This is a genomic window from Flagellimonas sp., assembly GCF_965233845.1.
Taxonomy (GTDB): Bacteria; Bacteroidota; Bacteroidia; order Flavobacteriales; family Flavobacteriaceae; genus Flagellimonas.
This window is the reverse complement of sequence record NZ_OZ247584.1, coordinates 2,358,159-2,383,403: the sequence shown is the minus strand read 5'-3', so window position 1 is coordinate 2,383,403 and position 25,245 is coordinate 2,358,159. Positions and strand designations below refer to the sequence as shown.

Sequence of the window (25,245 nt, the reverse complement as noted above, 5' to 3'; positions counted from 1 at the left end):
CGCCGCTCTTTTCTAACTACTAACCAAACCAACTTAAACGTTGACCACCACGTAATGGCGACCTGATTTTTTATACCAGACACCTCTGGATTTATATAGTTTTCTTCCGTTTACCACAACCACGGTTCGGGTTCTGGGAAGTCTTTTCACTTTGATTCCTACTGGGGCCGCACAGACCACATACCTTTTTCCCCGTGCTTTATACCACACGCCATCCGCGAAATAAAAATTGGTCTTTTTGTGCACCACTACTCGTGGTTTTTTAATGGTAGTTACCACGGTTCCGTGTTTGGGATATACGCGAACCACTGTTCTTTGGGCACTAACGGCCATTGTTCCCAAAAGGGCCACGGCGACTAGGATTGTTTTTAAAGCTTTCATAATGTAGATTTTATGGTTTCTGGTTCTTTGACTATGGAAATGGGAGATGGTTTAATTAAAAAAGGAGCCAATTGGCTCCTTTTTTATGTTTTTTATCGATTAGATCAGTGAACAAAATTTCATCGAACTCACTTTAATTCGTACCGCATTAATTTAGATCCGCTTTGTAAATGGCCCACTCCTCATAAAAGCTATCAAGAATTTCTTCACCGTGCTCTCCGCCATAGATTATGTACATTTCATCATTGAACAATGCCATTTGATGGATGGAATGGTGTACACTTGGTTTGGGTAGGTTATGTGTTAGTTCAGTAAAACTGTTATCCAATGTATTGAACACCCCAATTGTAGTTTCCTTTCCAACAACGGTTAAAACATCATCTTCCATTTCTACATTTGCTTTGAAGCCAGCCACATAAATCAAATTCTCATTTTTTTGGACAAAACTAAAACTCAATGGTTTTTCCATGTAGAGGGTTTCAATATCGGTGGGATTGTCCATGTCAATAATGTAAATGGTATTGGAGGGATTTGTATCGTAAAAATCTTGGCCTCCTCCAAACACATACATTTTATTGTTGATAATGGTACCTCTGGCACCATATCTGGTTTCTGGGAGGGTTGCGAATAAGGTAGAAGTTTGACTTTCCAAATCCCATTTGTAAATATTCTTTGCTTCCTCTATTTCGAAAATTGCACTATTGTCAATAGTTGCAGGAATAAATGCCCCGCCTATAATATATGCAGCATCGTCTTGAACCGATATCCCAAAACGGGTAAAGGCAATTTCCATTTCGTACTCCTCGGATATGATATTGTGAGGTACGGAAGTCGGGGCGCCAGAAATGTCCAATCCATAGGTATTTACATATCTAGCTCCAAATGCTATGAGTTGATTATTGACAATATGCAATTGTTTGGAAACAGCATCTTCTTCAGAATCATAATTGACATAGTCTGTCTGGGAGTTATCATTCATATTGAATTTGATTACTCGCTCAGGTCTTTTTTCGAAGTTATCAAGAACATCTTCCTTGGTAACAATAAAAAAACTATTGTCACTGTAAGATCCGATCATCCCTGGGGAACGGCCATTAATTGCCGCAGATTCAAATGTAAAAGCCTCGGAAAAATCAAGATCTTCGACTGGAGCTTTGTAGTCTACCACATCCTTGCCAGCCAAAGTAAAATTCAAAATCCCTTCAGTGGACTTTCCTGCGTTGGCACCACTTTTTGCTGTTACTGATCCTGACAATGTCGCTTCCACTGTTCCATCTTCCATTACTTTGATATCAAAATCATCGGATGCCAAATCAGAGGTGCTTTCCCCAACAAAAGAAAATGAGGAAGTCTTTGGTGACCTATAGTAGTCAAGCAATGTTCCGTCTACGGTTGATGCAGATTTGTTGACATCATGACCTCTGCGCCACTCTAGAGACCCATCCGTTCCACCTGAAAAGATGAACTCATCATCGGCCACATTAAAATTATCTGTAATATCAAGGACTTCGTCACCATTAACAAGTTTCGCTGATGCAATTCTCCATACTTTGGAGTTTCCATCATCCGTTAAAAGATCAGCGGTCTCTTTTTGCAGTTCCGAGACAGTAGGTTCAGGATTCTGTATGTTTGCAGGGTCATCCGAGCTGCAGCTCCAGAGAATCGTAGTCATGGCAATAGTAAATAATGCTTTGATTTTCATAATAAGATTTTTAAGCAGTTTTTTCAATTAACACCCTTGTAATTGTAGGGTACTGCAAATAAATCTTATTGCTCGCCAGTGATCAGGTCAGAATTGATCAATGACATGTATCAATTGACGGATGGAAGATTTCAATTGATAAATATTTGGGAAGCTCGATTGGATTAAATAGAATTCATCTATAAGCTGCATATTTAGGCACTTGACTCAAGTACGGATATTGACATGCTTAAGAGGTTACCCGCCACCCCTACGTTTTCGCATTTGTTGTAACAGTCGCTTTTTAAAATCTTCTTCGGCCTTCAGCAGTAGCAAGGTCTTTTTTGGCGAAATCACATTTTTTATCTTGGAGATGAACTCCAGTTGGGCTTCATGCTTTTCTTCTTGTACATCCAAAAACTTGGTCAATAGGGTAGAGGACTCTGCATTGGATAAATCCTGGATGAATGCTATTTGGGAGCGAAGTTCCATGCGTTCGGTTCTGCGAATACGCTCTAAAGTTTCTTCGTATTCATTGTAAATGGGCCAGAAGGATTGCGCCTCTTGGCTGGTGAGGTTCAAACGCTCCGTAATAAATGCCACTTTTAGGGTTTTGATGCGTTCACGGGCAGGACCCTGGGCATAAAACCATGAGGTTCCCATGGCAAAACTGAAAATTAGAATGAGTATTTTTTTAGTCATAATCATTGTAGTCTAGGTTTAAATCCTCAATGTCCTCCACATTTTCATCCAGATATTCCAAAATTTGCTCCTCGCCCAAATGTTGGTCCAACATATCGGACAGTTCAATTTGCTCCAGCGAAATCACCTCGGCAATTTCATAGGAAGAAAGATTGAGGTCGGTAGTATCAAAATAGGCTTCCAGTTCAGAATTTGCCAAGTCATCAAAGGTTACCGTATCGGTATGGTTTCCATTGAGTCCAAAGAACAACAGCAATACTGCGGCAACTCCAGCTATGCTGTAGTATATTTTCTTATACGGTTTAAGTTGAACAACCTTAACTTCTTTAGGTTCCAGTTGGGCCATTACTTTTGGGGTAAGGTCTTCAAAGTAGGTTTCGGGCACAGCAAAACCGTCCGACTTAGGAATTATGGAATTTTCCTCTTGGGAATCCTCCTGCTGGATTCTGTCCATAAGTCGGTCATGAAAGTTATCGAAATAACCTTCCGGAGTTTTGAATTTATTTTTTTTATCCTTTCCCATCTTTTTTGTTTGACCCCCGAACCTTAAAAAGGTTTAATCGGCTTTAAGATACGTTTCAATTTTCTTTACCGCCAAATGGTAAGAGGTTTTTAGAGCCCCTACCGAGGTTTCAAGCACTTCTGATATCTCCTCATATTTCATTTCCTGAAAATACTTCATGGTGAAAACCAACTTTTGCTTGTCAGGCAGTGTGGCCAAAGCTTTCTGAAGCTTTAATTGGATTTCATCTCCTTCAAAATACACATCGGACTGAAGGTTTTCTACCATTGCCGTTTTCAATTCTTCATCACTGATACCCGCTTTCCTGGATTTTTGTTTTAAAAAAGTCAAGGATTCGTTGGTCGCTATGCGATACATCCATGAATACAGCTTACTGTCCCCTTTAAAACCGTCTATGTTTCGATACACTTTGATAAATGTATTCTGAAGCACATCATCAGCATCATCATGATTCAGGACAATCCTTCGGATATGCCAATACAAGCGTTCCTTATAGGTGTTGACCAACACTTCAAAGGCTCTGGCTTGACTATCCTTATGTTTTAGCTCAGCGACTAAGGTTTCCTCAGCGATCAATTTTTTGTTGATTTGATGCTATGACTATGGTAAAGGTAAAAGGTTTAATTCTTTTTAGACGTGAGACGTGAGACGTGAGACGTGAGACGTGAGACATGAGATGATGAACTGTCCGGTTTTTGGATGCTTGGAATTTGGAGTTTGAGTCTTGGGGTGTTTAGTCTTTGGTCTTGGTTGTTGGAGTTTGGAATTTTGGTGCTTTGATTACCAGGTTTCGGATGTCAGAAGTCAGGTAACAGATGTTGGGATTTTGGGATTTGGAGTCTTGGCTCTTGGCTCTCAAGTCTAGGTTCTTGGAGTTTGGTGCTTTAAGATTGGAGTTTGGAATTTTGGTATTTTGAGTTTGGAATTTGAACTTGAGCTTGTACTTTAACTTTTACCCAAGCGTCTGCATTTCTACCAGTTTCTTGTATCCCTTTTGCGACTTCATCAGTTCATCATGGGTGCCTTGCTCCACAATTTTTCCTTTACTGAGGACTACGATGGAATCTGCATTTTGAATGGTGGAAAGACGGTGTGCGATGACAATGGAGGTTCGGTTTTGCATCATTTTCTCCAGCGCATCCTGAACGAGCTTCTCGCTCTCCGTGTCCAAGGCGGAAGTGGCCTCGTCCAAAATCATGATAGGAGGGTTTTTCAACACCGCTCTTGCTATGGACAACCGTTGTTTTTGGCCTCCACTTAATTTGTTTCCGCTATCCCCAATATTGGTATCATAGCCATTGGGAAGTTCCATGATAAAGTCATGGGCATTGGCCACTTTGGCAGCTTCCATAATTTCTTCATCAGTAGCGCCCTCTTTGCCCAGACCAATATTGTTTTTAACCGTATCGTTGAACAAGATGGAATCCTGGGTCACCAAGCTCATAAGTCCACGAAGGGATTTTTTGGAAATATCCTTGATGTTGATTCCATCAATGTTGATTTCGCCCTCGTTCACATCGTAAAAACGGGTGACCAAATTGGCGATGGTACTTTTCCCGCTTCCGGATTGGCCAACCAAGGCTACGGTATGCCCTTTTTTGACCTCCAGATTGAAGTTTTCCAAGACATAATCATCCTCATACTTAAAGGAAACCTCCTTGAGGGATATGCTATTGGAGAAATCTGTTTTTTCTGTGGCGTTTGGACTGTCCGCGATTGGATTTTCAGATTCCAGAACTTCCAATACCCGTTCTGCGGCGGCATTTCCTTTTCTAACGCCGTAGGAAGCCTTGCTAATGGCCTTTGCAGGGGTTAGAATATTATATGCAAGTCCCATATAGGCTATAAAAGAGGAGGGGTCCAGCGTTTTATCCACCAAGACCATCTTACCTCCAAACCATAGCAGTACGCCAATAACCAATATGCCCAAAAATTCGCCAGTTGGCGAGGCTAGGTTTTGCCTGTTCAATAGGGAGTTGGAAAACGTAAAAAAGCGGTTTGTGGATTTTTTGAAGGTATTGAAAAAACGAGATTCAGAGTTAAAGGCCTTGATGACCCGTAAACCACCCAAAGTTTCCTCCACAATGGACAAAAACTCACCTTGTTCCTTCTGTACTTTATCTGATTTTCGCTTTAGCGACTTTCCAATTCGGGAAATAATCATGCCTGCAATGGGAATAAAAACAAAAACAAAAATGGTCAGTTTGGCGCTGATGCCGAACATGATCAAAATGGTAAACAGAATGGTCAAGGGCTCCCTAACAATCAATTCCAAAATGGACAGGAAAGAGTGTTGAATCTCCAAAACATCCGAAGTGATTCTGGCTATAACATCCCCTTTGCGTTTTTCCGAAAAATAGGAGATGGGCAAATCCACAATTTTCTGGTACATTTTGTTCCGAATGTCCTTTAGCACCCCATTTCTAAGAAAGGTGATAAAAAACATGGCCAGATAATTGAAGGCGTTTTTCAAAAGAAACAATACCAGTACCAATCCAATGACCAAAATAAGTCCTTTCATATCATCATCTCCGGAATAAGCTGTGACCCGATAGTTGATGTAATCCTGGAGATAATCCTTTAAACCACCCATTCCAGTATAAACTGGCTCTACAAGCACCTTTTCGTTAGGCTTGAAAAGCACATCCAACATGGGAATCAAGGCCGCAAAGGAAAGCGCGCTAAAAAGAGCGTACAGGATATTAAAGAAAATATTGAGAAAACCGTATTTGCGATAGGGAACTGCAAAACGGAGAATCTTTTTAAAATAATTCATTCACTACAAGTTCAATTCGGAAACGATGCCCTCCAGTTTGGCATCCAACTGCGAATTTACGGATTTATAATCCGCAGCATTCTCCAATTTGGCGTTGGTGCTCATGTAAAATTTCACCTTGGGTTCGGTTCCGCTAGGTCTTGCGGCAATTCGTGTGCCATCTTCGGTTTCGTAGATCAAAACGTTCGATTTTGGCAGGTCTATGGCCTTTTCCTCTCCGGTTTGTACATTTTTGGCAGTCGAAGTATTGTAGTCCTCAATCCAAACCACCTTGGAACCTTGAACAGAATCCACTGGATTTTCTTTGAAATCAATCAACATTTGCTTGATCTCCTCAGCACCACTGATTCCTTTTTTGGTCAGGGAAATGAGTTTCTCTTTGTAGAAGCCGAACTCAACATAGCAATTGATCAGTTCTTCATAAAAAGAGCTGCCACTGGCTTTGGCATCAGAAGCTATTTCGCAAGCCAGTAGGGTAGAGGTAACTGCGTCCTTATCCCGAACAAAATCGCCAACCATATAACCAAAACTTTCTTCTCCTCCACCTATAAATTGGGAATCCGGGAAGTCCTTTATCATTTTCCCAATCCACTTAAATCCGGTCAGGGAGGTCTTGCATTCCACCCCATAGGCTTTTGCCATTTGTTGCATCATGGGTGTGGATACAATGGTGGAAGCTACAAACTCATTGCCCTGCAATCCTTTGTCCTTGAATTTGTCCAACAAAAACTTGGTCATCATGATCATGGTCTGGTTACCATTGAGCAATTCTATTTTGCCTTCCAAGTTTCTAACGGCTATTCCTAGGCGATCACTGTCAGGGTCGGTGCCCACCACCATATCGGCTCCAATTTCCTCTGCTTTTTTAATGGCCATGGCCAAAGCAGCGGGTTCTTCTGGGTTTGGAGATTCCACAGTAGGGAACGCCCCATCAGGTTTGGCCTGTTCTTCTATGATGGTGACATTGTTGTAGCCGGCTCTTTTCAACACCTCGGGAATGGCAGTAATAGAGGTACCGTGCAAAGAGGTGAACACAATCTTAAAATCATCTTTTCCCTTGGCATCAAAACTGCCGTTGCTTACCGAAGCTTTAAAGAAAGCCTCGTCCACTTCTTTATCTATAAGCTGAATAAGCCCAGCATCGGCCTCAAACTTTATATCCTCAAAAGAAAGCGAATCTATTTCAGCTATGATTTCGCCATCCTGTGGTGGTACAATTTGCCCTCCATCTGCCCAGTACACTTTGTACCCATTGTATTCAGGTGGATTGTGCGATGCAGTCAGAACAATTCCCGCTTGACAGCCCAAATGTCTTACCGCAAAAGAAAGTTCAGGCGTAGTTCGTAATTCGGAGAACAAATAAACTTGGATTCCATTGGCAGCAAAAACCTCGGATACTGTTTTGGATAAAGTGTCCGAATTATGACGGCAATCGTAGGCAATAACCACTTTGATCTCGTTGTTGCCATGAACCTTTTTTAAATAATTACTGAGCCCCTGGGTGTTTTTACCCAAGGTGTATTTGTTGATTCTGTTGGTTCCAACCCCCATGATCCCCCGCATTCCCCCGGTTCCAAATTCCAAATCCTTATAAAAACGTTCCTTTAATTCTTCGGTATCGTTTTCTATAAGGTATTGAACTTCCTTTTTGGTGTCTGCGTCAAAAAAATCGGTAAGCCAAGTCTTGGCATTTGCGGTGATGGAATCCATGAAATAATGTAATTTTCTTCGTGTTAAAAGTACAAAGAATATGAAATTGGCCTCGCTTAAATGTTAATTTTCTTGGAGATGGTATATCGGGTATCATTTTTTCTTGAGCGAACCATAATTTCACCCAAAAAACCAGCTAAAAACAACTGGGTTCCGATGACCATGGCCACCAAGGCAATATAGAACTGGGGTCGGTCGGTTATCAAACGGCCAGTGGGGTTTAAAAAGAGTTTGTCTATTCCCAAATAGATGGAAAAACCAAAACCTACTACAAACATAATTACACCCAGGGCACCAAAAAGATGCATGGGTTGTCGGCCAAATTTGGAGACGAACCAGATGGTGATCAAATCCAAAAATCCGTTTACAAAACGTTCCGCACCAAATTTGGTGCTCCCATATTTTCTGGCCTGGTGTTGAACCACCTTTTCGGTAATATTGGAAAAACCGGCATTCTTGGCAAGTACTGGAATGTACCTATGCATTTCACCAGAAACTTCAATGTTTTTAACCACATCTTTGTTGAAGGCCTTGAGTCCACAGTTAAAATCATGGAGTTTGACTCCCGAAGTTCTTCGTGCGGCCCAATTGAACAGCTTGGATGGGATGTTTTTGGTGATTACGGAATCGTAGCGTTTCTTTTTCCAGCCAGAGACAATGTGATAGTTGTCTTGCTTGATAAGGTTGTACAGTTCGGGGATTTCCTCCGGATTGTCCTGCAAATCTGCATCCATGGTAATGACAACCTCTCCTTCAGCGGCTTCAAAACCGGCGTGCAGGGCCTGGGACTTTCCGTAGTTTTTTAAAAACCGAATCCCCTTAACGTTTTCATTTTTTTCTGAAAGCTCTTGTATGGTTTTCCAAGAATCATCCATACTTCCGTCATCAATAAAAATAATCTCGTACAAAAAATGATTGGATTGCATAACTTGTACAATCCAATCATGGAGTTCTGTAAGGGATTCTTGCTCGTTAAGTAAAGGGATTACAATGGAAATCTGCATTGTTTCTTTCTGGAATTCCCTTCAAAAGTAGCATTTTTTGTGTTAGTAGGCCGGTTTGTTTTTTTTGAGAATCAAGCCTGTAATCAAACCTAATACCAATCCAATGATGCAGCTTATGATTAACCCAATAGGATATCTAATCCATCCCAATTTCTTTTGCATCTCAACACCCTGCTGCCATTGCTCCTCGGTCAGGCGGGGATTTTTTTCAAAAGCTGCGGACTTAGCTATTTCAAATGCTTTGTCCATGAAATCAGGCTCAATGAAATTGATTAAAAGGTATTGGTAAATCAAGGATAAAATAGCTGAAACCAGAGCAATGCCTACTCCCAATTTTAGGGCTTCAACAATTTTAAGATATCCTCCATTGGCCTTTTTGAAATTCATTGTTCCAACAAATATGATTATTGCTGTAATTATGGTGGAAACAACGATTACCGGAGTGCTCATTTCGTAATGAAGGTTCTGTGTGTATAACATTACACCAAATACTATGGACGCTAATCCAAGTATTATTCCATAATTGCGGGAAAACGTTCCCACTTTTGGTTGATTTTCTTCCATTTTAAAAAATTATTTAAGATTGATAGCTGTCTGTTAGTGACCTTTGTTAAGGTTTTGTTACAGTTAAAGGTAGATTTTTTCTTTTTTAATGTTTTTGGGTTGGGATTCTAAAAGAAATCATTAAATTTGCAGCTCGAAAATTCTGAGAATAAGTTTTTAAGGCGATGAGAAAAGGTATACACCCAGAAAATTATAGATTGGTAGCTTTTAAGGATATGTCCAATGACGACGTATTTATAACAAAGTCTACTGCTGATGCCAAAGAAACCATTACCGTGGACGGTGTTGAGTATCCTTTGGTAAAATTGGAAATCTCCAGAACTTCACATCCGTATTATACTGGTAAGACCAAATTGGTGGATACCGCTGGTAGAATTGACAAGTTCAAGAACAAGTACAAGAAATTCAACAAAGAAGAAAAGGCTGAGTAGTCAACTTCTTAATAAATAGATGAGGCGCCCTTGATTTTTAATCAAGGGCGTTTTTTATTTTTACAGCTAGAAACAACCAGCATGAATTATATTCTGGCCGATGGCCCAAGAAGGACCGCACTACTTCCCTTTACATTTACCAGACCCGTAGCAGAAATACGAATAGGCATATTGACCATTAGGGAAAAATGGGAAAGAAGACTCAAAACCAAACTAAGTTTTAAGACAGAGGAATATCTCTCAGAGAAGTATCCCATGGTTTCCGCAAAGGAAAACGTAGTCATAGATGGAGCCATCGTACCCGACCAAGGTCTGTCTGAAATGGTAAGTGTCCTTTCAGCAAACGAGGCCATCCAATATGGAGATAAGGTAGTGGCCTATCACACCGCCGACCCCAATTCGGAGCCGGATTTTTCCACTTACAAAATGAAAACTTATGAGGGAGAACTTATCACAGTAGATTTTACTTGGGATATTTTTTCCAAAAATGGCGAGGCTCTCCAGGCCGATTATGATTTCATCACCGAGGGAAGGAAAAGTGCCCCAATTTCGAATACCAATAAACTCATCAGTCCTGAAAACATTTTCTTGGAAGAGGGAGCGAGCGTGGAATATAGTATTCTGAATGCTTCCAATGGCCCCATATATATCGGAGCTAATGCTGAAGTGTGGGAAGGCGCACTGATTCGCGGGGGGTTGGCACTTTGCGAAAAAGCCGTGGTGAAAATGGGAGCCAAGATTTATGGACCCACAACAGTTGGTCCCCATGGAAAGGTGTGTGGCGAGATTAGCAACTCTGTAATTTTTGGATACTCCAGTAAGGGACATGAAGGGTATTTAGGGAATGCAGTGCTTGGGGAATGGTGCAATATTGGAGCCGATTCCAACAACTCCAACCTTAAGAACAACTATGCCAAAGTCCGTATGTGGAATTATGAGACGCAAAAGTTTGACCATACAGGACTTCAGTTTTGTGGATTAATGATGGGAGACCATAGTAAAACCGCAATCAATACCATGTTCAATACAGGAACCGTAATTGGCGTAAATTCCAATATCTATGTGCCTGGGTTTCCTAGGAATTTTATTCCCAGCTTTAGTTGGGGAGGAGCTTCAGGTTTCTCAACTTACATGCCCAAAAGGGCATTTGAAGCGGCCAAGGTCATGATGGCCAGGAGAGGGAGGGAATTTGATGAGGTGGAGGCCCGAATTTTAGAGCAGGTCTTTGAACTGACCAAAAAATGGCGGAATTACTAAGATAATGTCACTTCGAGCGCAGTCGAGAAGTCATTAACCTGGGTTATTCAAGTAGGTCTCGACTGCGCTCGACCTGACAAGCCAGTTAATTACTGATCATTAATGCAAAATATTGTTGAATATCAAACTCTGGCAAAGCTAATCTTCCTTTGAACGAGCAACTAGTTCGGTTTAGTTATTGTTTAATGGCATTACTTGATAAAGGAATGAGCTGGGCCATTAGATTGGGATTTTCCATGTCTTTATCCAATGGAAACATAGGCCTATTGATTCGCTGGTACCCCAAACGCTCCAAATCTTGATCTACTCCACCGGGAGTAAGGGCCATAATCCAATCCCCTCTCATATTGTAAAGTTCAGGTACCAAATACCCAATTTTCACCACTAGGATGTCTGAGTTTCTCGGATCCAATCCCAAATTGGTAAAGTCATTTTCCTTGTGGTAAGGCTTCCTTTTTTTGGTAACGATTACTGAAATACTTCCCACTTTCACTACCACTTCCGTTTCGGCATGCCTATCCCCGTGCTTGATTGCCTCTATAGTTCCTGAGAGTTCAATGGGAGGTGAAAAACGGCTGTCCACTTGGGCTCCTGCCAATGCCGTTATTTTTTCTCCCACACCCAATTCCACCGCTTTTTGCACCAGATCTGGGCCAGGAATGGAAGCATAAATCAAACTCGGGCCATTGGGGGAAGAAAATTCCGGTCTAGCCAATAACTCTCTCAAAGTCCAGGTGACATCACCGGCACCTCCTGCAGTCGGGTTATCTCCCATATCACTGATGATAAAGGGTTTCTCCTTGCTGGACAGTGCTTTTTTCAAGCTTTCTTCCAAAGTTGTGGTTGGGGCAACAAATTCAAAGGCATTTCTAGCCTCCCAAAAACTGTTGGCCAGTTGTTCAGCACCTTGAGTTACTTTGTCCCTGTCGTCCCCAGTTACCATCACCACGGCATGATTTCTAGGTTCGTCCGCCCATGCATATCCTACCCATATAGCGGCATCCACAATACCTTTCTGAGCTGCGATTGGGGCAACCTTGGCGTAAAGACTTTTTCCTGGCTCAACACGGGTACTCGTCATCTCCCCGGGTAAAAGTATAGGAACTGGAATCCAAGCTTTGTAAGCAGGCTTTCCTTGATTACCTTCCAATCTATCCAGAAGATTCACTACCGCCCTTTTTTTGGATTCCATGGCATCTTCGTGTGGCGCCATACGATAGCAGGTGATTAAATCGGTTTGTTCTGCAAGTCTTTGTGAAACATTGCCGTGCAGATCCATGCAGGTGGATATAAGCGTTTCGTATCCAACTACTTCCCGAATACGAGAAATAAGGTCCCCTTCGGGGTCATCCAAACCTTCGACACTCATAGCCCCGTGAATGTCAAAAAAGAGCCCGTCATAGGGTGCATTTTCCTTAAGCATCTCCAAAGTTTTGCCCACCAAGGATTCGTAAGTTTCCTTAGTTACGATACCGCCTGGCAATGCATGACCTTTTAGGGTTGGAAACCAATGGGCACGTTTTCTAGAGAGCGAATCTTTGGACATAAATGGATATAGGGAAAAGACATCATCTCCCGTTTTGGCATGGAAAGCATCCTCCAATGTGACTGCAGGAGAGAAGGTACTGGATTCAATAGCAATTCCTGCGATGGCTATTTTAGGGAGCGTATCTTTTGCCGTCTTCTTGTCAGAGGATTTGGTGTTGCAACCCACAAGTAAAAGAAGCATGGACAGGGTAAGGACAGTCTTGTGCATGTTCAAAAGTTATCTGTTGATTAGAATATTGCAGCTAGGTCCACGAAGTTAATGGAAAAAGAATGAAATTTTACAGGGGACAAGAACGGATAAAGAGGTTCACTTTTGCTTACTTTGCTAAAACACCTAAATCCGAATTCAAATGAAACCACTTACAAACCTTATCGTAGCAAGTTTTCTCTTGATAAGCTGCATTCCTGAAAAAAAGCATGAGGAAGATATTGTCGCAACAGTTGAAGAAGAGAAAGAAGCAATAAAATCCACATTGATATCCATGTGGGATGCCATTGAAAAAGGCGATGTTGAACGCTATGCAACCTATGTGCATCCTGATTTTACCCAATTTGGGGAAACAGATTCAATCCTCAGAGTGGGGAAGGAGACCGAAGTGAGGGGAGTGGCAGCTTGGGTAAAGGATTCAGAACGGATACATACCGAAATGGACGAACCTCAAGTGACTATTAAGGGCAATGTGGCTTGGATTACCTATTATTGGAGGGATCAGGGTATTACCAATGGAGAACCCTTTGCGTCAAGAGGGAAATCAACCCGAATTTTTGTAAAAGAACATGGGAAATGGCTATGCATTCATGGCCATTATACCCTACTATAATTATTCCGAAGCCTTTTGAAGCTGTGAGACCAACTGTTGGGCGAGCAATCTATATCCTTCGGCATTTGGGTGTAGGCCATCGGTAAATAGAGACTCGTTTAAAGTTCCGTTCTCTAATAATAGCGGGCTTCCAATATCTGCATATGGGATGTTTTCCAATTGGGCCAATTCGGCAATTTTGAGATTAATTTCCCTGACCCGAGTCTCTTTTCCCATTCTTGGCAGTATCCCAATAAGATGTAGTTGACTTTTGGGTTGACGGGTTTTTATAGCCTGTATCAAATTTCGTAATCCGGAAATAATCTCAGAATCCGTATTGAGATGGAGATTGTTGGTTCCAATCATGAGAATAATGCTTTCCGATTCGAATCCGTCCAACTCACCATGCTGTACCCGCCATAGCACATTTTCAATGCGATCCCATCCGTATCCAAAATTCCGTATACCCAGTGGTGATAATATTTCTTCCCAAGAATCCGCTCCGTTGGCAATACTGGACTTTGGTTCTCCTCCCCAAAAATTGATAATAGAATCCCCGAACAGACAGATCTTGGGAGGATTCAAAGAATTCGCCTCTAGAATTTGTTGATGTCGATTTTCCCATTGATACACCGCTATATCCCTACCTTGTGTTTTGGGGATGGTGGTGGGAATTTCCCCTTTAGGTTCATGCAGAATTTCACGAATCAGTTGCTCATAAGCATCGGCATATTGTAGCATGCCATAATCATTGGGATGAATGATATCCACAAAAGAATCAAACCCTAGGCCAATAGTGTCCTTCGCTAACAAGAAAACATCCGTATACCCCTCAGATTTTAACTGATAGAATGCCTTCTCGAGGTCTTCATTTAGAGGTATGTACCGGTCTTTGTTTTCTTGGTTGGTAAAATCATCGGCGTAACCCACATGTGCTGTCAGAATTATTGGGGTATGGGGTCTTTTCTCCTTGAGTCTTTTTACCGCATTCAATAACAGTAGTTGGGTATTATCGCGGTTTGGACTCAGGTTGGGAAGGCAATCCAGGATATAGAGTTTGGCGTCAATTTCAGTCATTAACTCAATGAGTTCGGGTTCCAGTCTGCCATTCCCCGAAAAGCCAAGATTGATGATGGATCTATCCAGTCTACGTTCCAATATATTGGTCCATGCCATTCCGGGTCGCGAGGCGCATGCTCCTTGGCAAATGGACGTACCATAGGCTACAATGGGCTTCTCTTTTCTTATCGGAAGTGGATTCAAATAGGAACCATCCTCTATTCCAATTTCCAAACTTGCTATTTCATTGTATAGCGGCAAAAAGAGCTGATACTCCCTACCGTATTGATAGTAGGCCTGAGTATCCGAATCAATGGTGAAGGTATAGTTACTTTCCTTATCCAAGGAGTAGAACCCCCAATGGCGTATCCAGTCCCCGTGAGGCGTTTTGCCGTACAAATCCAATCCGCTGACCCCTGTTGCTGGCATATGGGGTAGAGAGAGGTTTCCTTTGAGCGTGTATTTTACGTGAATGTTTTTGGCATTGCTCCAAAACCTGATGGACAAGCCGGCCGCTTGCTTCGATAAGTTCCAAACCGCTGTTCTTACGTTTTGTTCTGCACGGGCAGGAAGTCTGTGGAAGTGGGATTCCACCTCATTGGGCCAAGCTTGGCCTGAAATCACTGGGAACTCATGCTCGGCCGGATTCCACCATTCGATGTCCGTCTTTTCTTGGGCGGAAATTGGTGAAAGAAATAAGATGAATGCAAAGAGCAAAAAGTGCTTCATGAGTGCAATTTTGGAAGGTGTTTATGTGGTCAACTAAAATAGTCCAAGTTTTGGGTATTATGCAATATGGGTCTGCGGGGATTTTGTTATAGGAATCACTTATTCGTTTTCAAAAGGCCGTTCAAAATTGGAATACATCCAGAACAACCTAAGTCCCAACGAATCACTATCTTTGCAGCCCAAAATTTAAGAAGGGTCAATGCGCAAAAAAGTTGCTTTTTATACCTTGGGTTGCAAGCTTAATTTCTCCGAAACCTCTACCATAGCCAGAAGTTTTGAAAAGGAGGACTTTGACCGTGTGGACTTTGCTGAGAAGGCCGACATTTATGTGATCAACACCTGTTCTGTCACGGAAAATGCGGACAAACGCTTTAAGACCATTGTAAAACAAGCCCAAAAAAGTAATCCGGAGGCTTTTGTGGCTGCTGTGGGATGCTATGCGCAATTGAAACCTGAGCAATTGGCCGAGGTTGACGGAGTGGATTTGGTTTTGGGTGCTACGGAAAAATTTAAGATTACCGATTACCTTAACGACCTTACCAAAAATGAGCAGGGAGAAGTACACTCCTGCGAGATTGAGGAAGCTGACTTTTATGTGGGTAGTTATGCGATTGGGGATAGGACCCGGGCATTTTTAAAGGTTCAGGATGGCTGTGACTACAAGTGCACCTATTGTACCATCCCATTGGCAAGAGGGATATCCCGAAGTGATACTTTGGAAAATGTGTTGTCCAATGCTACCGAAATTGCCTCCAAAGGCATCAAGGAAATTGTGTTGACAGGCGTAAACATAGGGGATTACGGGAAGGGAGAGTTTGGCAATAAAAAGCATGAACACACTTTTTTTGATTTGGTGAAAGCGTTGGACGAAGTAGATGGCATTCACCGCCTTCGTATTTCCTCCATCGAACCCAATCTCTTGAAGAACGAAACCATCGATTTTGTATCAAAGAGCAATTCCTTTGTCCCTCACTTTCATATACCCTTGCAAAGTGGGAGTGATGAGATTCTGAAAAAGATGCGTCGTCGTTACTTATCCAATTTATATGTGGATAGGGTGCAACGAATAAAACAAGTTATGCCCCATGCTTGTATAGGAGTGGATGTGATTGTTGGCTTTCCAGGAGAAACAGAGGAACACTTCTTGGAAACCTACCACTTCTTGAATGACTTGGATATTTCCTATTTGCACGTTTTCACCTATTCCGAACGGGATAATACCCTGGCAGCTGAAATGGGGAACGCTGTCCCCAAAAATGTTAGGGCCAAGCGAAGCAAAATGCTTCGGGGGCTTTCGGCCAAAAAACGCCGGGCGTTTTATGAAAGTCAGGTGGGGAGCACTCGTACAGTCTTGTTTGAGGGCGAGAACAAATCGGGCTACATACATGGATTCACGGAAAATTATGTGAAGGTAAAGACACCTTGGAATCCCGAATTGGTAAATACGCTGCATCAAGTGGAACTGACCCAAATTGATGAAGATGGTTTGGTCAGGTTTGAGTTTGTTCCTGAAAAGATTATGGCATAAAAAAACCTCTCATAATGAGAGGTCTTCAACTCGTTTTGTGTTTCTTGGGTTAGATGCGGATTCCTACGGGAAGCATCTCTTTGTACTGTCTGTTCTTTCTTAAGAAACCTGCAATGTGCGGACTTGTGGGTACCACTCTGAGGTTCTTCTCTTGAATTTCATGCAAAACGGCCTTAATGAATGTTTCTTTAAAACCTTCTTGAGTAATTTCCTCTGGAATGACCAATTTGGTCAAAAATACTTTACGTTCTTGTGAAGAGTACTCAATTTTAGCCAAATGGCCATCAACCCTAGTTTCAAATTGGCGTAAGAAACTATTGTCATTAATTTCCATTTCTGTCATATAGTATTGTTTTAAAATTGACACAGCACATTACCAAAGCGGTAATTTAAAATCGTCCCTTTTGGTTGTTTGTTCAAAAATGAGCGGGGCCTATTGCAAAAGGGACACAAAATTAGTCAAAAATTTGTTAATTTCCTAGCCCAATTGATATTAGGGAAAAATGCCCCGTTCCAAAATCCATTTGTATTTGATGCCTGGTATGGCAGCCAATCCTTCTATTTTTGATGGGATAAAATTACCTCCAGAAACCTTCACCCTGCATAGGCTGGAATGGTTTGTTCCAGAAAAGGGAATGTCCCTAGCGAATTATGCTAAAAAAATGGTGGCCCAAGTTCCACATGAAAATCCTGTTTTGTTGGGAGTTTCCTTCGGAGGACTTTTGGTTCAGGAAATGGCCCAGCATATCAAGGTAAGAAAGACCATAGTGGTCTCTGCGGTAAAACACCAGCACGAATTGCCAAAAAAAATGCTGTTTGCTAAGTATACCAAGGCGCATAAACTATTGCCGACTGGACTGGTCAACAATGTGGAACTATTGGCTAGATATGCGTTTGGGGAACGAGCTACCAAACGGCTCGATCTTTATGAAACCTACTTGTCTGTCCGGGATAAGCGGTATATAGACTGGGCAATAGACAATATTGTCAATTGGAATCCATCGGCACCCGTTGCCAATCTTGTCCACATCCATGGAGATAAAGATGCCGTGTTTCCCATTGAAAAAATCAAGGATTGCATCACAATTAAAAACGGAACACATACCATGATAATACATCGGGCAAGATGGTTTAATGAGCATCTTCCCGCAATTATTTTAGAAGAAGGAAGTTCTATATAGTATCTTTAACCAAACAAATGAGGTAATTTATGAAGCATGTTAAAAATGTACTGGCCGTAATTGGACTAGTGGTTGTGGTAGGAAGTTTGATTTTTGCGGTACAGTCCAAACCTGAGGATTTTGTTCAAGCTAAATCCGAGGAACAAGACGTTGAAAACGACAAAAATGTAGCTGACGGATATCGGATCAGTGCCATTGAAATTCCGGAAGATTTGAATTTTGCTGGGGAGGCAGTTCCTTTGGATGATCCCGAAGTCATGGAACGGGTGGACCGTGAGTTTTTGGTAAACACCTATTGGCAATCCAATGCCTTATTGTTGATGAAAAGGGCGAATAAGTATTTTCCCATCATAGAACCCATTTTGGCCAAAAATGGAATTCCGGACGATTTCAAATATTTGGCGGTTGCGGAAAGTGCGCTGATAGATGTGGCCTCACCCAAAGGAGCGGCGGGCATGTGGCATTTTATGAGAAATACTGGACGGGAATATGGGTTGGAGGTAAACTCCAATGTAGATGAGCGCTATCATATTGAGAAATCTACCCAAGCGGCTTGTGAGTACATCAACAAATGGAAAAAACGTTTTGGTACCTGGACTTTGACTGCAGCCTCATACAATGCTGGCCCTGGTGGAGTGCAGAAGTATATGAATATTCAAAAAGTGGACAATTACTATGATCTTCTGTTGGGGCAGGAGACTGGACGGTACGTGTTCCGAATTTTGGCCCTCAAGGAGATTCTTTCCAATCCAGACAAGTACGGTTTTGAAGTAGAGCAGGAAGATTTTTATAAAACGGTACCGACATTTTCGGTGCAGGTAGATACTGCGGTGACCAGCTGGGCAGATTTTGCCAAGCTCTATGAAATCAACTACAAAATATTGAAAAGGCATAACCCATGGTTGCGCGAACCGCATTTGAACAATGCTTCGCGCAAAAAGTATGTGATCGAGATTCCGAATAAGGGATATTACCGAAATATTAGTGCAGGGGAATAAATTCCTAAAGCTCAAATTTCAAGCACCACATTCCAAAGATGGAAGAGGGGTATTTGGAATTTGAAGTTTGTGATTTGGAATTTACAACTAGATTTTCTTCATCTGTTGCTGCATCATCTTGATCTGCTCCGTAAGCATATTGTTCTTGTCCAATTTCTTGGCTTCTTGCAACAACTGTGTAGCTTCCCGCTTTCTGCGCTTTTGCATGGAAATCCCGGCAAGACTTAACTTGGCCATGGCAACATCATAATCCATGGTCAAACCCAGTTTTAGGGCTTTTTTGAAATACTTTTCTGCCTGTGTCAAGTTCTTTTGGGAATAAATAATACCGTGCAGGTAGTTGTAGTAGCCTTGTTGCTTTTTGATCAAAGCTGCCTCTGGATTCTTGATTTTGCCCAACCATTTTTGTGTGCCTTCCATGTCTTGTTTTCGCATCCGAAGAAAAGCCATAAGGATGAATTCATTTCTGAAATACAGAAAAATAAACACCAATGAAAGTAGAATAAGGGAAATGCCGTTGCCAATGTAGCCCTCGGCAAACTGGTATCCTGAGTAGCCTACTATTAAGGCAGCAATGACTAATTTTATATTTTTATGGAACATATTTTGTTCGGATTTTAAGTCGGTTTCAAGAGGAGGCAAAAGTACTAAAAACTAATTTAAATATTTTCTTTTTGCATTTGCCAAAATAAAAACTCTTCGTATATTTGCGCCCAGAATTTTTAGGGTAGTTTTATCTCCCAGCAACAAAATCCATTAAAAGAGTTCCGAAATGAAAAGAACGTATCAGCCGTCAAAGAGGAAGAGAAGAAACAAACATGGTTTTAGAGAACGCATGGCGACTGCCAATGGTAGAAAAGTTCTTGCAAGAAGGAGAGCTAAGGGAAGAAAGAAATTATCTGTTTCATCTGAGCCAAGACATAAAAAATAATGACTATATTTTAGTTTTAAATTAAAGGTGTTACTTTCCAAGTAGCACCTTTTTTTTGGACTATCAATAAAGAAAACGAGTAACACCCTATACAATGCCTAAAAGAAAAGATTTAAAATCCATTTTGATTATTGGTTCTGGCCCTATCATCATTGGCCAGGCATGTGAGTTTGATTATTCCGGTTCCCAATCTTTACGATCGCTTCGCGAGGATGGTATAGAAACCATCTTGATCAATAGCAATCCGGCTACGATCATGACGGATCCTGCCATGGCGGATCATGTATACCTGAAACCCTTGAATACCAAATCAATTATTGAGATTTTAAAAAAGCACCCCAATATTGATGCGGTACTACCCACCATGGGAGGACAAACGGCTTTGAATCTGTGTATTGAAGCAGATGAGAAGGGTATTTGGGAAGATTTTGGAGTGGAAATCATAGGTGTGGATATCGACGCCATCAATATCACTGAAGATCGTGAGAAGTTTAGGGAATTGATGCTTAAAATTGGGATTGGCATGCCACCCCAGGCCGCCGCAACCTCTTTCCTTAAAGGAAAGGAAATAGCGCAAGAATTTGGTTTTCCCTTAGTGATCAGGGCATCATTTACTTTGGGTGGAGCAGGGGCGTCCATTGTGTACGACCCAGAAAATTTTGATAAACAATTGAGCCATGCACTTGAGGTATCGCCCATCCACGAAGTGATGATTGACAAGGCCTTGATGGGCTGGAAGGAATACGAATTGGAGTTGCTTCGGGATAAAAATGACAATGTCGTCATCATTTGTACCATTGAAAATATGGATCCCATGGGCATTCACACGGGGGACTCCATCACTGTGGCTCCCGCAATGACTTTATCTGATAGGACATTCCAACGTATGCGCGATATGGCCATCCATATGATGCGAAGCATTGGGGATTTTGCAGGGGGATGTAATGTTCAATTTGCGGTGAGCCCGGATGAAAAAGAGGATATTATAGCCATTGAGATCAACCCTAGGGTATCCCGTTCTTCGGCCTTGGCATCAAAGGCCACTGGATATCCTATTGCGAAAATTGCCACCAAACTGGCCATTGGTTACAGTTTGGACGAACTGGACAATCAAATTACCAAATCCACCTCGGCATTGTTTGAGCCCACTTTGGACTACGTTATCGTAAAAATCCCAAGATGGAACTTTGACAAATTTGAAGGTTCTGATCGGACTTTGGGGCTTCAGATGAAGTCCGTTGGGGAGGTCATGGGTATTGGTAGATCGTTCCAAGAAGCCTTACACAAGGCCACACAATCACTTGAAATCAAACGAAATGGTCTTGGCGCAGATGGTAAAGGTTATAAGGACTACGACAAAATTATCCAAAAACTGAAAGTACCCAGTTGGGATCGGGTCTTCGTACTCTATGATGCTATCCAATTAGGGATTCCATTAAAGACTATCCATGATATCACCAAGATAGATATGTGGTTCCTTAAGCAGTATGAAGAACTTCATTATCTGGAAATGGAGATATCAAAATATACGGTGGAGAGCCTTCCCAAATCCCTGTTGTTGGAGGCCAAACAAAAAGGTTTTGCAGATCGTCAGATAGCCCATATGTTGGATTGCTACGAGAGTGAAGTCCATAAAAAGAGGATGGCCCTGAAGATCAATAGGGTCTATAAATTGGTGGATACCTGTGCGGCAGAGTTCAAGGCCATGACCCCATATTATTACTCCACCTTTGAGGAAGAAATTGAAACAGCTGATGGTACGCGTTTTGTGGCCAACGATAGCGAGGTCACCGATAGAAGAAAGATTGTGGTCTTAGGTTCTGGGCCCAATAGGATAGGGCAGGGGATAGAATTTGACTACTGCTGTGTGCACGGGGTTTTGGCGGCAGCTGAATGTGATTATGAAACCATCATGATCAACTGTAACCCAGAGACGGTATCCACGGACTTTGATACTGCGGACAAGCTCTATTTTGAACCCGTTTTCTGGGAGCATATCTATGATATCATTCTTCATGAAAAACCAGAGGGAGTCATCGTGCAACTTGGCGGACAAACAGCATTGAAGCTGGCCGAAAAGTTGGATCGCTATGGTATCAACATCATCGGGACCAGTTTTAAATCCTTGGATTTGGCAGAAGATAGGGGTAGTTTTTCTACTTTATTGAAGGAAAATGACATTCCTTACCCTCGATTTGGTGTTGCGGAAACCGCCGATGAAGCCTTGGAACTAGCAGATGAATTGAACTTCCCACTTTTGGTACGTCCGTCTTATGTTTTGGGTGGACAGGGAATGAAGATTGTGATCAATAAGGAAGAGTTGGAAGCGCATGTGGTGGATTTGCTCCGCAGCATTCCCAACAATAAACTTTTATTGGATCATTATTTGGATGGAGCCATTGAAGCTGAAGCAGATGCCATTTGTGATGGAGAAGAAGTTTATATCATCGGGATTATGGAGCATATAGAGCCCTGTGGTATCCATTCTGGGGATTCCAATGCCACCTTGCCTCCTTTTAATCTTGGGGAATTTGTCATGCAACAAATAAAGGATCACACCAAGAAGATAGCCTTGGCCCTTAAAACGGTAGGACTGATCAATATCCAATTTGCCATTAAGGACGATATCGTTTACATCATTGAAGCAAATCCGAGAGCATCCCGTACCGTTCCATTTATTGCAAAAGCTTACGGAGAACCGTATGTGAACTATGCCACCAAGGTAATGTTGGGGGAAAATAAGGTAAAAGACTTTGATTTCAAGCCCCATTTGGACGGCTATGCGATAAAACAACCGGTGTTTTCGTTCAACAAGTTCCCTAACGTGAATAAGAATCTGGGCCCAGAGATGAAAAGTACAGGAGAGAGCATCCTCTTTATAGATAGTCTAAAAGATGATGATTTCTACAACCTGTACTCCCGAAGAAAGATGTACCTCAGCAAATAGAGATTCAGCTAATTCGCGGTATCCACATACCCATAGTGGCCGCAAAAGTTCCCAAAGCTGTTATAAGAGTCAAGATTATCATGCCAATGGACATGGCAATCTTGGCTCCTTGGGACTTGTTCTTTTGTGCCAAAAAATAAAGTTCCAACACCGCCAAAGGGAGCAAATATTGGGCAAAACCTAGGAAGACAAGGAACGGCCCACGGAAGGTTTCAGGGTCAAATCCTACAGGTCTTCCGTGAACGAATAGCCAAAACATTAAGCCTATTCTAAAGAACCATACCCCAGCCATGGTTAGGAACAGTCTTAGAGCCCATTTTCGGTGTACTATAAAATTTCGTTTTATGGCTGTTCTTAGGGCCATCAGGGCAAAGGTTAAGATAAGCACCCCATTTAGGCTTACGCTTACATCCCCAACCAAACCACTAATGGTACCCTTGGTGATAACCATGTAAATTCCACTTAAACTGATTAAAAAGGCAGCCCCAATGTAAAATCGTCCGTTCCAACGATGAAAGCGCGGAAAGTAATTCCTAAGTTTTGGAATGAACTGCATGGGGCCGCCGGCCATTACAATGACGGCAAAAAGCAAGTGGATGGCCACGGCCATATTGCCCATGGTCTCACCTTCCACATAACCGTGGGGCAAAACCCTATTCCACCTCATAAAATCTCCGTCCATAGCGGCTCCCCCGTAGAACAAGGCTACGTAAAAGGCAAATATCCATTGGCCTAACACAGCGACCGTAAACCAAATTTCAATGGATTTATCCAAAAATCTTTTAGGCCATATTTTGGTTGGCCTACCGGCGGTAAGCGTATCTGTTTTAAATGTCATGATTGTTCGTTTTGTTGATTAATACATTGATGAAACTAGCTGTTCTGAATGGCAGAATCAGAAAACCCCTTGGCAATTAACCATCCCATAAAGACAATCATAAAAATGCCATTCTGGGAATAGAAATGGAAGCTGATATCCAAATCAAAGATGTTGACCCAAGAGGCCATAAATACCAGGCTAATAGCTATCATGCCCCATAACGCCAATAATTTGGGAACCAATTTGGTTCGAAATAGAAAATAGTAGAATACAAAGGCAGCCATGGCATAGGTAATTAGTGCCATAAAATGCGACCAGAAGTAGTCCTCAATTTTTAGCAAGCCAAGGGTCCGTAGTATGTCCAGATTGGCAGCCCCAGGCTTCACAAATTCTCCACTCAACGAAATCAGCGATAAATGACTGATGTTGCTGTAGATTATGATGCCCAAATTAATCACCCAAAGTCCAAAAAATGCAAGGGCAAGCCCCAAGCTATATGCTTTGATTTTGGGAAAAAGATAAATGGAAATAAAAAGCCATAAGCCACTGGCAGTGATGTCCAGCACCATTCCCAAGCGCATGCCCAATGCATTTTGATGGATGTACTCCAGAAAATTTAGGTCTTGGCCCATAGAGGTTGAAAGCCCTCTCAGATTCAATGAAGGTATACCCACCGCCATAATCAGGAGCAACAAGGCCCCTACAATTCTACCTGTTTTTTGATTTGTTTTCATGATGGTTCTTTTTTTTGCTGTCTTCCAACAGCAGGTTGATGAATAAACTCTAGTGCTTGTAGATTTTTCGTCTGATTTGCTCAAATTGGTTCAAATACCCCATTTGGCTAAACCCTTTGTTTAGGTTGTCAGATAAGAGTCCAAGTGCATATGCCGTTTGCTGATAGGCCAACTCCACTTTCTTTTGCGTATGATACCTATGTAGCGCATAGCTGCAAAGAATCAAAGCGGTGAGCCCTATGCCCAGGAACAGGAAATGACGTTCGGTTCCTATTTTTTGTGATTTCATGATTTTTCGTTTTTTACCTGCCCGCGAGCCTATAGTGCATAAACCAACAGGCAGAATGATGAATGGTCTACGGTATTTGCAGTACTTATACCGGCTAAACCCTGAGTTTAAAAAAGGGCTTGATGAAAGCCTTAAACAAATATCCCCATGGAATAACCAACGTGTCAATGATTACCGCGGTCACGCATACCCAAAAGAAGGATTCTGCATTGGGAGTGATTGTCCCAGCATGTTTCATGGGAAGGTAAACTGTCAATGCCCAAATGGATTTGTAGGCCAGTTGCAGCAAGATCAATGGAAGCATTTTTAAGGGGTATCTTATGCCAATTCCCATGAGAGTAGCATAAGCTGCCCAAAAACTAAAGGTCACTCCCGTAATATAGTCCAGGGGCTCTGGGGGAAAGAGCAAATAGTCCCAAGCTTCAAAGGCCAGGCCAATAAATGTGAGAAAATAGAGGGCGCGCATAAGCCAAATACGCCATTTTGGCGGATATGGAACACCCTCTTGGTCATGTGTTGTTGTATGTGATTTCATAACTGTTCGTTTTTTGATTGATTGACCCTTCGACTTCCTGCCTGTCTGTAGGCAGGCGCTCAGGGCAGATTGATGATTGATGAATAATAAAAGCTGATTGTTCGTTTTTTGATGGTA

25 protein-coding genes are annotated in these 25,245 nt (G+C 42.0%); 8 read left to right on the top strand and 17 right to left on the bottom strand.

Features of this window, described 5'->3' with window-relative positions; translation table 11 throughout:
• Positions 1-33: 33 nt before the first annotated feature.
• The 9 genes from ACO6S0_RS10520 to ACO6S0_RS10480 form a co-directional block, all read right to left on the bottom strand.
• On the bottom strand, positions 34-381 hold the full coding sequence (locus ACO6S0_RS10520; RefSeq protein WP_422348338.1) for a DUF6515 family protein: 348 nt from the start codon (positions 379-381) through the stop codon (positions 34-36).
• Positions 382-529: 148 nt separating this feature from the next.
• Positions 530-2,083 (bottom strand): hypothetical protein, encoded by a 1,554-nt coding sequence (locus tag ACO6S0_RS10515; RefSeq protein WP_422348337.1) that lies wholly within the window; start codon positions 2,081-2,083, stop codon positions 530-532.
• Positions 2,084-2,320: 237 nt separating this feature from the next.
• Positions 2,321-2,764, bottom strand: a complete 444-nt coding sequence (locus ACO6S0_RS10510) for a Spy/CpxP family protein refolding chaperone (protein WP_422348336.1) — start codon at positions 2,762-2,764, stop codon at positions 2,321-2,323.
• On the bottom strand, positions 2,757-3,287 hold the full coding sequence (locus tag ACO6S0_RS10505) for a hypothetical protein (protein ID WP_422348335.1): 531 nt from the start codon (positions 3,285-3,287) through the stop codon (positions 2,757-2,759). Before ACO6S0_RS10505 ends, ACO6S0_RS10510 begins: the two co-directional genes overlap by 8 nt.
• A gap of 33 nt (positions 3,288-3,320) precedes the next feature.
• Positions 3,321-3,863: an RNA polymerase sigma factor gene (locus ACO6S0_RS10500; RefSeq protein WP_422348334.1), complete on the bottom strand. Its 543-nt coding sequence runs from the start codon at positions 3,861-3,863 to the stop codon at positions 3,321-3,323.
• Between the two features lie 376 nt (positions 3,864-4,239).
• Positions 4,240-6,063 (bottom strand): ABC transporter ATP-binding protein, encoded by a 1,824-nt coding sequence (locus tag ACO6S0_RS10495; RefSeq protein ID WP_422348333.1) that lies wholly within the window; start codon positions 6,061-6,063, stop codon positions 4,240-4,242.
• Between the two features lie 3 nt (positions 6,064-6,066).
• The gene (locus tag ACO6S0_RS10490) at positions 6,067-7,773 is read right to left on the bottom strand and encodes a phospho-sugar mutase (protein ID WP_422348332.1); all 1,707 of its coding nucleotides are present in this window, start codon (positions 7,771-7,773) and stop codon (positions 6,067-6,069) included.
• Positions 7,774-7,829: 56 nt separating this feature from the next.
• The gene (locus ACO6S0_RS10485; protein WP_422348331.1) at positions 7,830-8,777 is read right to left on the bottom strand and encodes a glycosyltransferase family 2 protein; all 948 of its coding nucleotides are present in this window, start codon (positions 8,775-8,777) and stop codon (positions 7,830-7,832) included.
• A 42-nt stretch (positions 8,778-8,819) separates the two neighbouring features.
• A complete protein-coding gene (locus tag ACO6S0_RS10480) occupies positions 8,820-9,341 on the bottom strand; it encodes a DUF4199 domain-containing protein (protein ID WP_422348330.1) in 522 nt (173 codons plus the stop codon).
• A 164-nt stretch (positions 9,342-9,505) separates the two neighbouring features.
• Between ACO6S0_RS10480 and ACO6S0_RS10475 the strand changes: the two genes are divergently transcribed.
• A complete protein-coding gene (locus ACO6S0_RS10475) occupies positions 9,506-9,772 on the top strand; it encodes a type B 50S ribosomal protein L31 (protein WP_420400085.1) in 267 nt (88 codons plus the stop codon).
• An 81-nt stretch (positions 9,773-9,853) separates the two neighbouring features.
• Positions 9,854-11,029: a GlmU family protein gene (locus ACO6S0_RS10470; protein WP_422348329.1), complete on the top strand. Its 1,176-nt coding sequence runs from the start codon at positions 9,854-9,856 to the stop codon at positions 11,027-11,029.
• 175 nt (positions 11,030-11,204) lie between these two features.
• Here the strand turns inward: ACO6S0_RS10470 and ACO6S0_RS10465 are convergent, their stop codons facing one another.
• Positions 11,205-12,758: a M81 family metallopeptidase gene (locus ACO6S0_RS10465; protein ID WP_422351817.1), complete on the bottom strand. Its 1,554-nt coding sequence runs from the start codon at positions 12,756-12,758 to the stop codon at positions 11,205-11,207.
• Between the two features lie 169 nt (positions 12,759-12,927).
• Between ACO6S0_RS10465 and ACO6S0_RS10460 the strand changes: the two genes are divergently transcribed.
• Positions 12,928-13,398 (top strand): YybH family protein, encoded by a 471-nt coding sequence (locus ACO6S0_RS10460; RefSeq protein WP_422348328.1) that lies wholly within the window; start codon positions 12,928-12,930, stop codon positions 13,396-13,398.
• On the opposite strand, the gene ACO6S0_RS10455 is transcribed toward ACO6S0_RS10460, so the two are convergent.
• Complete coding sequence (locus ACO6S0_RS10455; protein WP_422348327.1) at positions 13,399-15,165, bottom strand: SGNH/GDSL hydrolase family protein; 1,767 nt, start codon at positions 15,163-15,165, stop codon at positions 13,399-13,401.
• Positions 15,166-15,364: 199 nt separating this feature from the next.
• Between ACO6S0_RS10455 and mtaB the strand changes: the two genes are divergently transcribed.
• Complete coding sequence (mtaB, locus tag ACO6S0_RS10450) at positions 15,365-16,693, top strand: tRNA (N(6)-L-threonylcarbamoyladenosine(37)-C(2))-methylthiotransferase MtaB (protein ID WP_422348326.1); 1,329 nt, start codon at positions 15,365-15,367, stop codon at positions 16,691-16,693.
• Positions 16,694-16,742: 49 nt separating this feature from the next.
• On the opposite strand, the gene ACO6S0_RS10445 is transcribed toward mtaB, so the two are convergent.
• Positions 16,743-17,036, bottom strand: coding sequence for a GNAT family N-acetyltransferase (locus tag ACO6S0_RS10445; RefSeq protein WP_073176257.1), 294 nt, complete (start codon positions 17,034-17,036; stop codon positions 16,743-16,745).
• A 160-nt stretch (positions 17,037-17,196) separates the two neighbouring features.
• Between ACO6S0_RS10445 and ACO6S0_RS10440 the strand changes: the two genes are divergently transcribed.
• Together ACO6S0_RS10440 and ACO6S0_RS10435 are read left to right on the top strand one after the other, a co-directional pair.
• Entirely contained in the window at positions 17,197-17,874 is a 678-nt protein-coding gene (locus ACO6S0_RS10440; RefSeq protein WP_422348325.1) for an alpha/beta fold hydrolase, read from the top strand.
• A 29-nt stretch (positions 17,875-17,903) separates the two neighbouring features.
• Positions 17,904-18,872, top strand: a complete 969-nt coding sequence (locus tag ACO6S0_RS10435) for a lytic transglycosylase domain-containing protein (RefSeq protein WP_422348324.1) — start codon at positions 17,904-17,906, stop codon at positions 18,870-18,872.
• Positions 18,873-18,959: 87 nt separating this feature from the next.
• Here ACO6S0_RS10435 and ACO6S0_RS10430 read toward each other — a convergent pair whose 3' ends face one another.
• Positions 18,960-19,475 carry a DUF2892 domain-containing protein gene (locus ACO6S0_RS10430; RefSeq protein WP_422348323.1) on the bottom strand — a complete coding sequence of 172 codons (516 nt, stop codon included), beginning with the start codon at positions 19,473-19,475 and terminating at the stop codon, positions 18,960-18,962.
• Positions 19,476-19,644: 169 nt separating this feature from the next.
• Between ACO6S0_RS10430 and rpmH the strand changes: the two genes are divergently transcribed.
• Both rpmH and carB read left to right on the top strand, forming a co-directional pair.
• Positions 19,645-19,803, top strand: a complete 159-nt coding sequence (gene rpmH, locus ACO6S0_RS10425; protein ID WP_084598129.1) for a 50S ribosomal protein L34 — start codon at positions 19,645-19,647, stop codon at positions 19,801-19,803.
• A gap of 94 nt (positions 19,804-19,897) precedes the next feature.
• Positions 19,898-22,750: a carbamoyl-phosphate synthase large subunit gene (gene carB / locus ACO6S0_RS10420; RefSeq protein ID WP_422348322.1), complete on the top strand. Its 2,853-nt coding sequence runs from the start codon at positions 19,898-19,900 to the stop codon at positions 22,748-22,750.
• A gap of 4 nt (positions 22,751-22,754) precedes the next feature.
• On the opposite strand, the gene ACO6S0_RS10415 is transcribed toward carB, so the two are convergent.
• From ACO6S0_RS10415 to ACO6S0_RS10400, 4 genes are all read right to left on the bottom strand, one after another.
• Positions 22,755-23,588, bottom strand: coding sequence for a DUF2306 domain-containing protein (locus tag ACO6S0_RS10415; protein ID WP_422348321.1), 834 nt, complete (start codon positions 23,586-23,588; stop codon positions 22,755-22,757).
• 35 nt (positions 23,589-23,623) lie between these two features.
• Positions 23,624-24,304, bottom strand: a complete 681-nt coding sequence (locus tag ACO6S0_RS10410) for a DUF4386 domain-containing protein (protein ID WP_422348320.1) — start codon at positions 24,302-24,304, stop codon at positions 23,624-23,626.
• Positions 24,305-24,353: 49 nt separating this feature from the next.
• Positions 24,354-24,593 carry a hypothetical protein gene (locus ACO6S0_RS10405; protein WP_422348319.1) on the bottom strand — a complete coding sequence of 80 codons (240 nt, stop codon included), beginning with the start codon at positions 24,591-24,593 and terminating at the stop codon, positions 24,354-24,356.
• A 94-nt stretch (positions 24,594-24,687) separates the two neighbouring features.
• Positions 24,688-25,128, bottom strand: coding sequence for a hypothetical protein (locus tag ACO6S0_RS10400; RefSeq protein WP_422348318.1), 441 nt, complete (start codon positions 25,126-25,128; stop codon positions 24,688-24,690).
• Positions 25,129-25,245 lie beyond the last annotated feature (117 nt).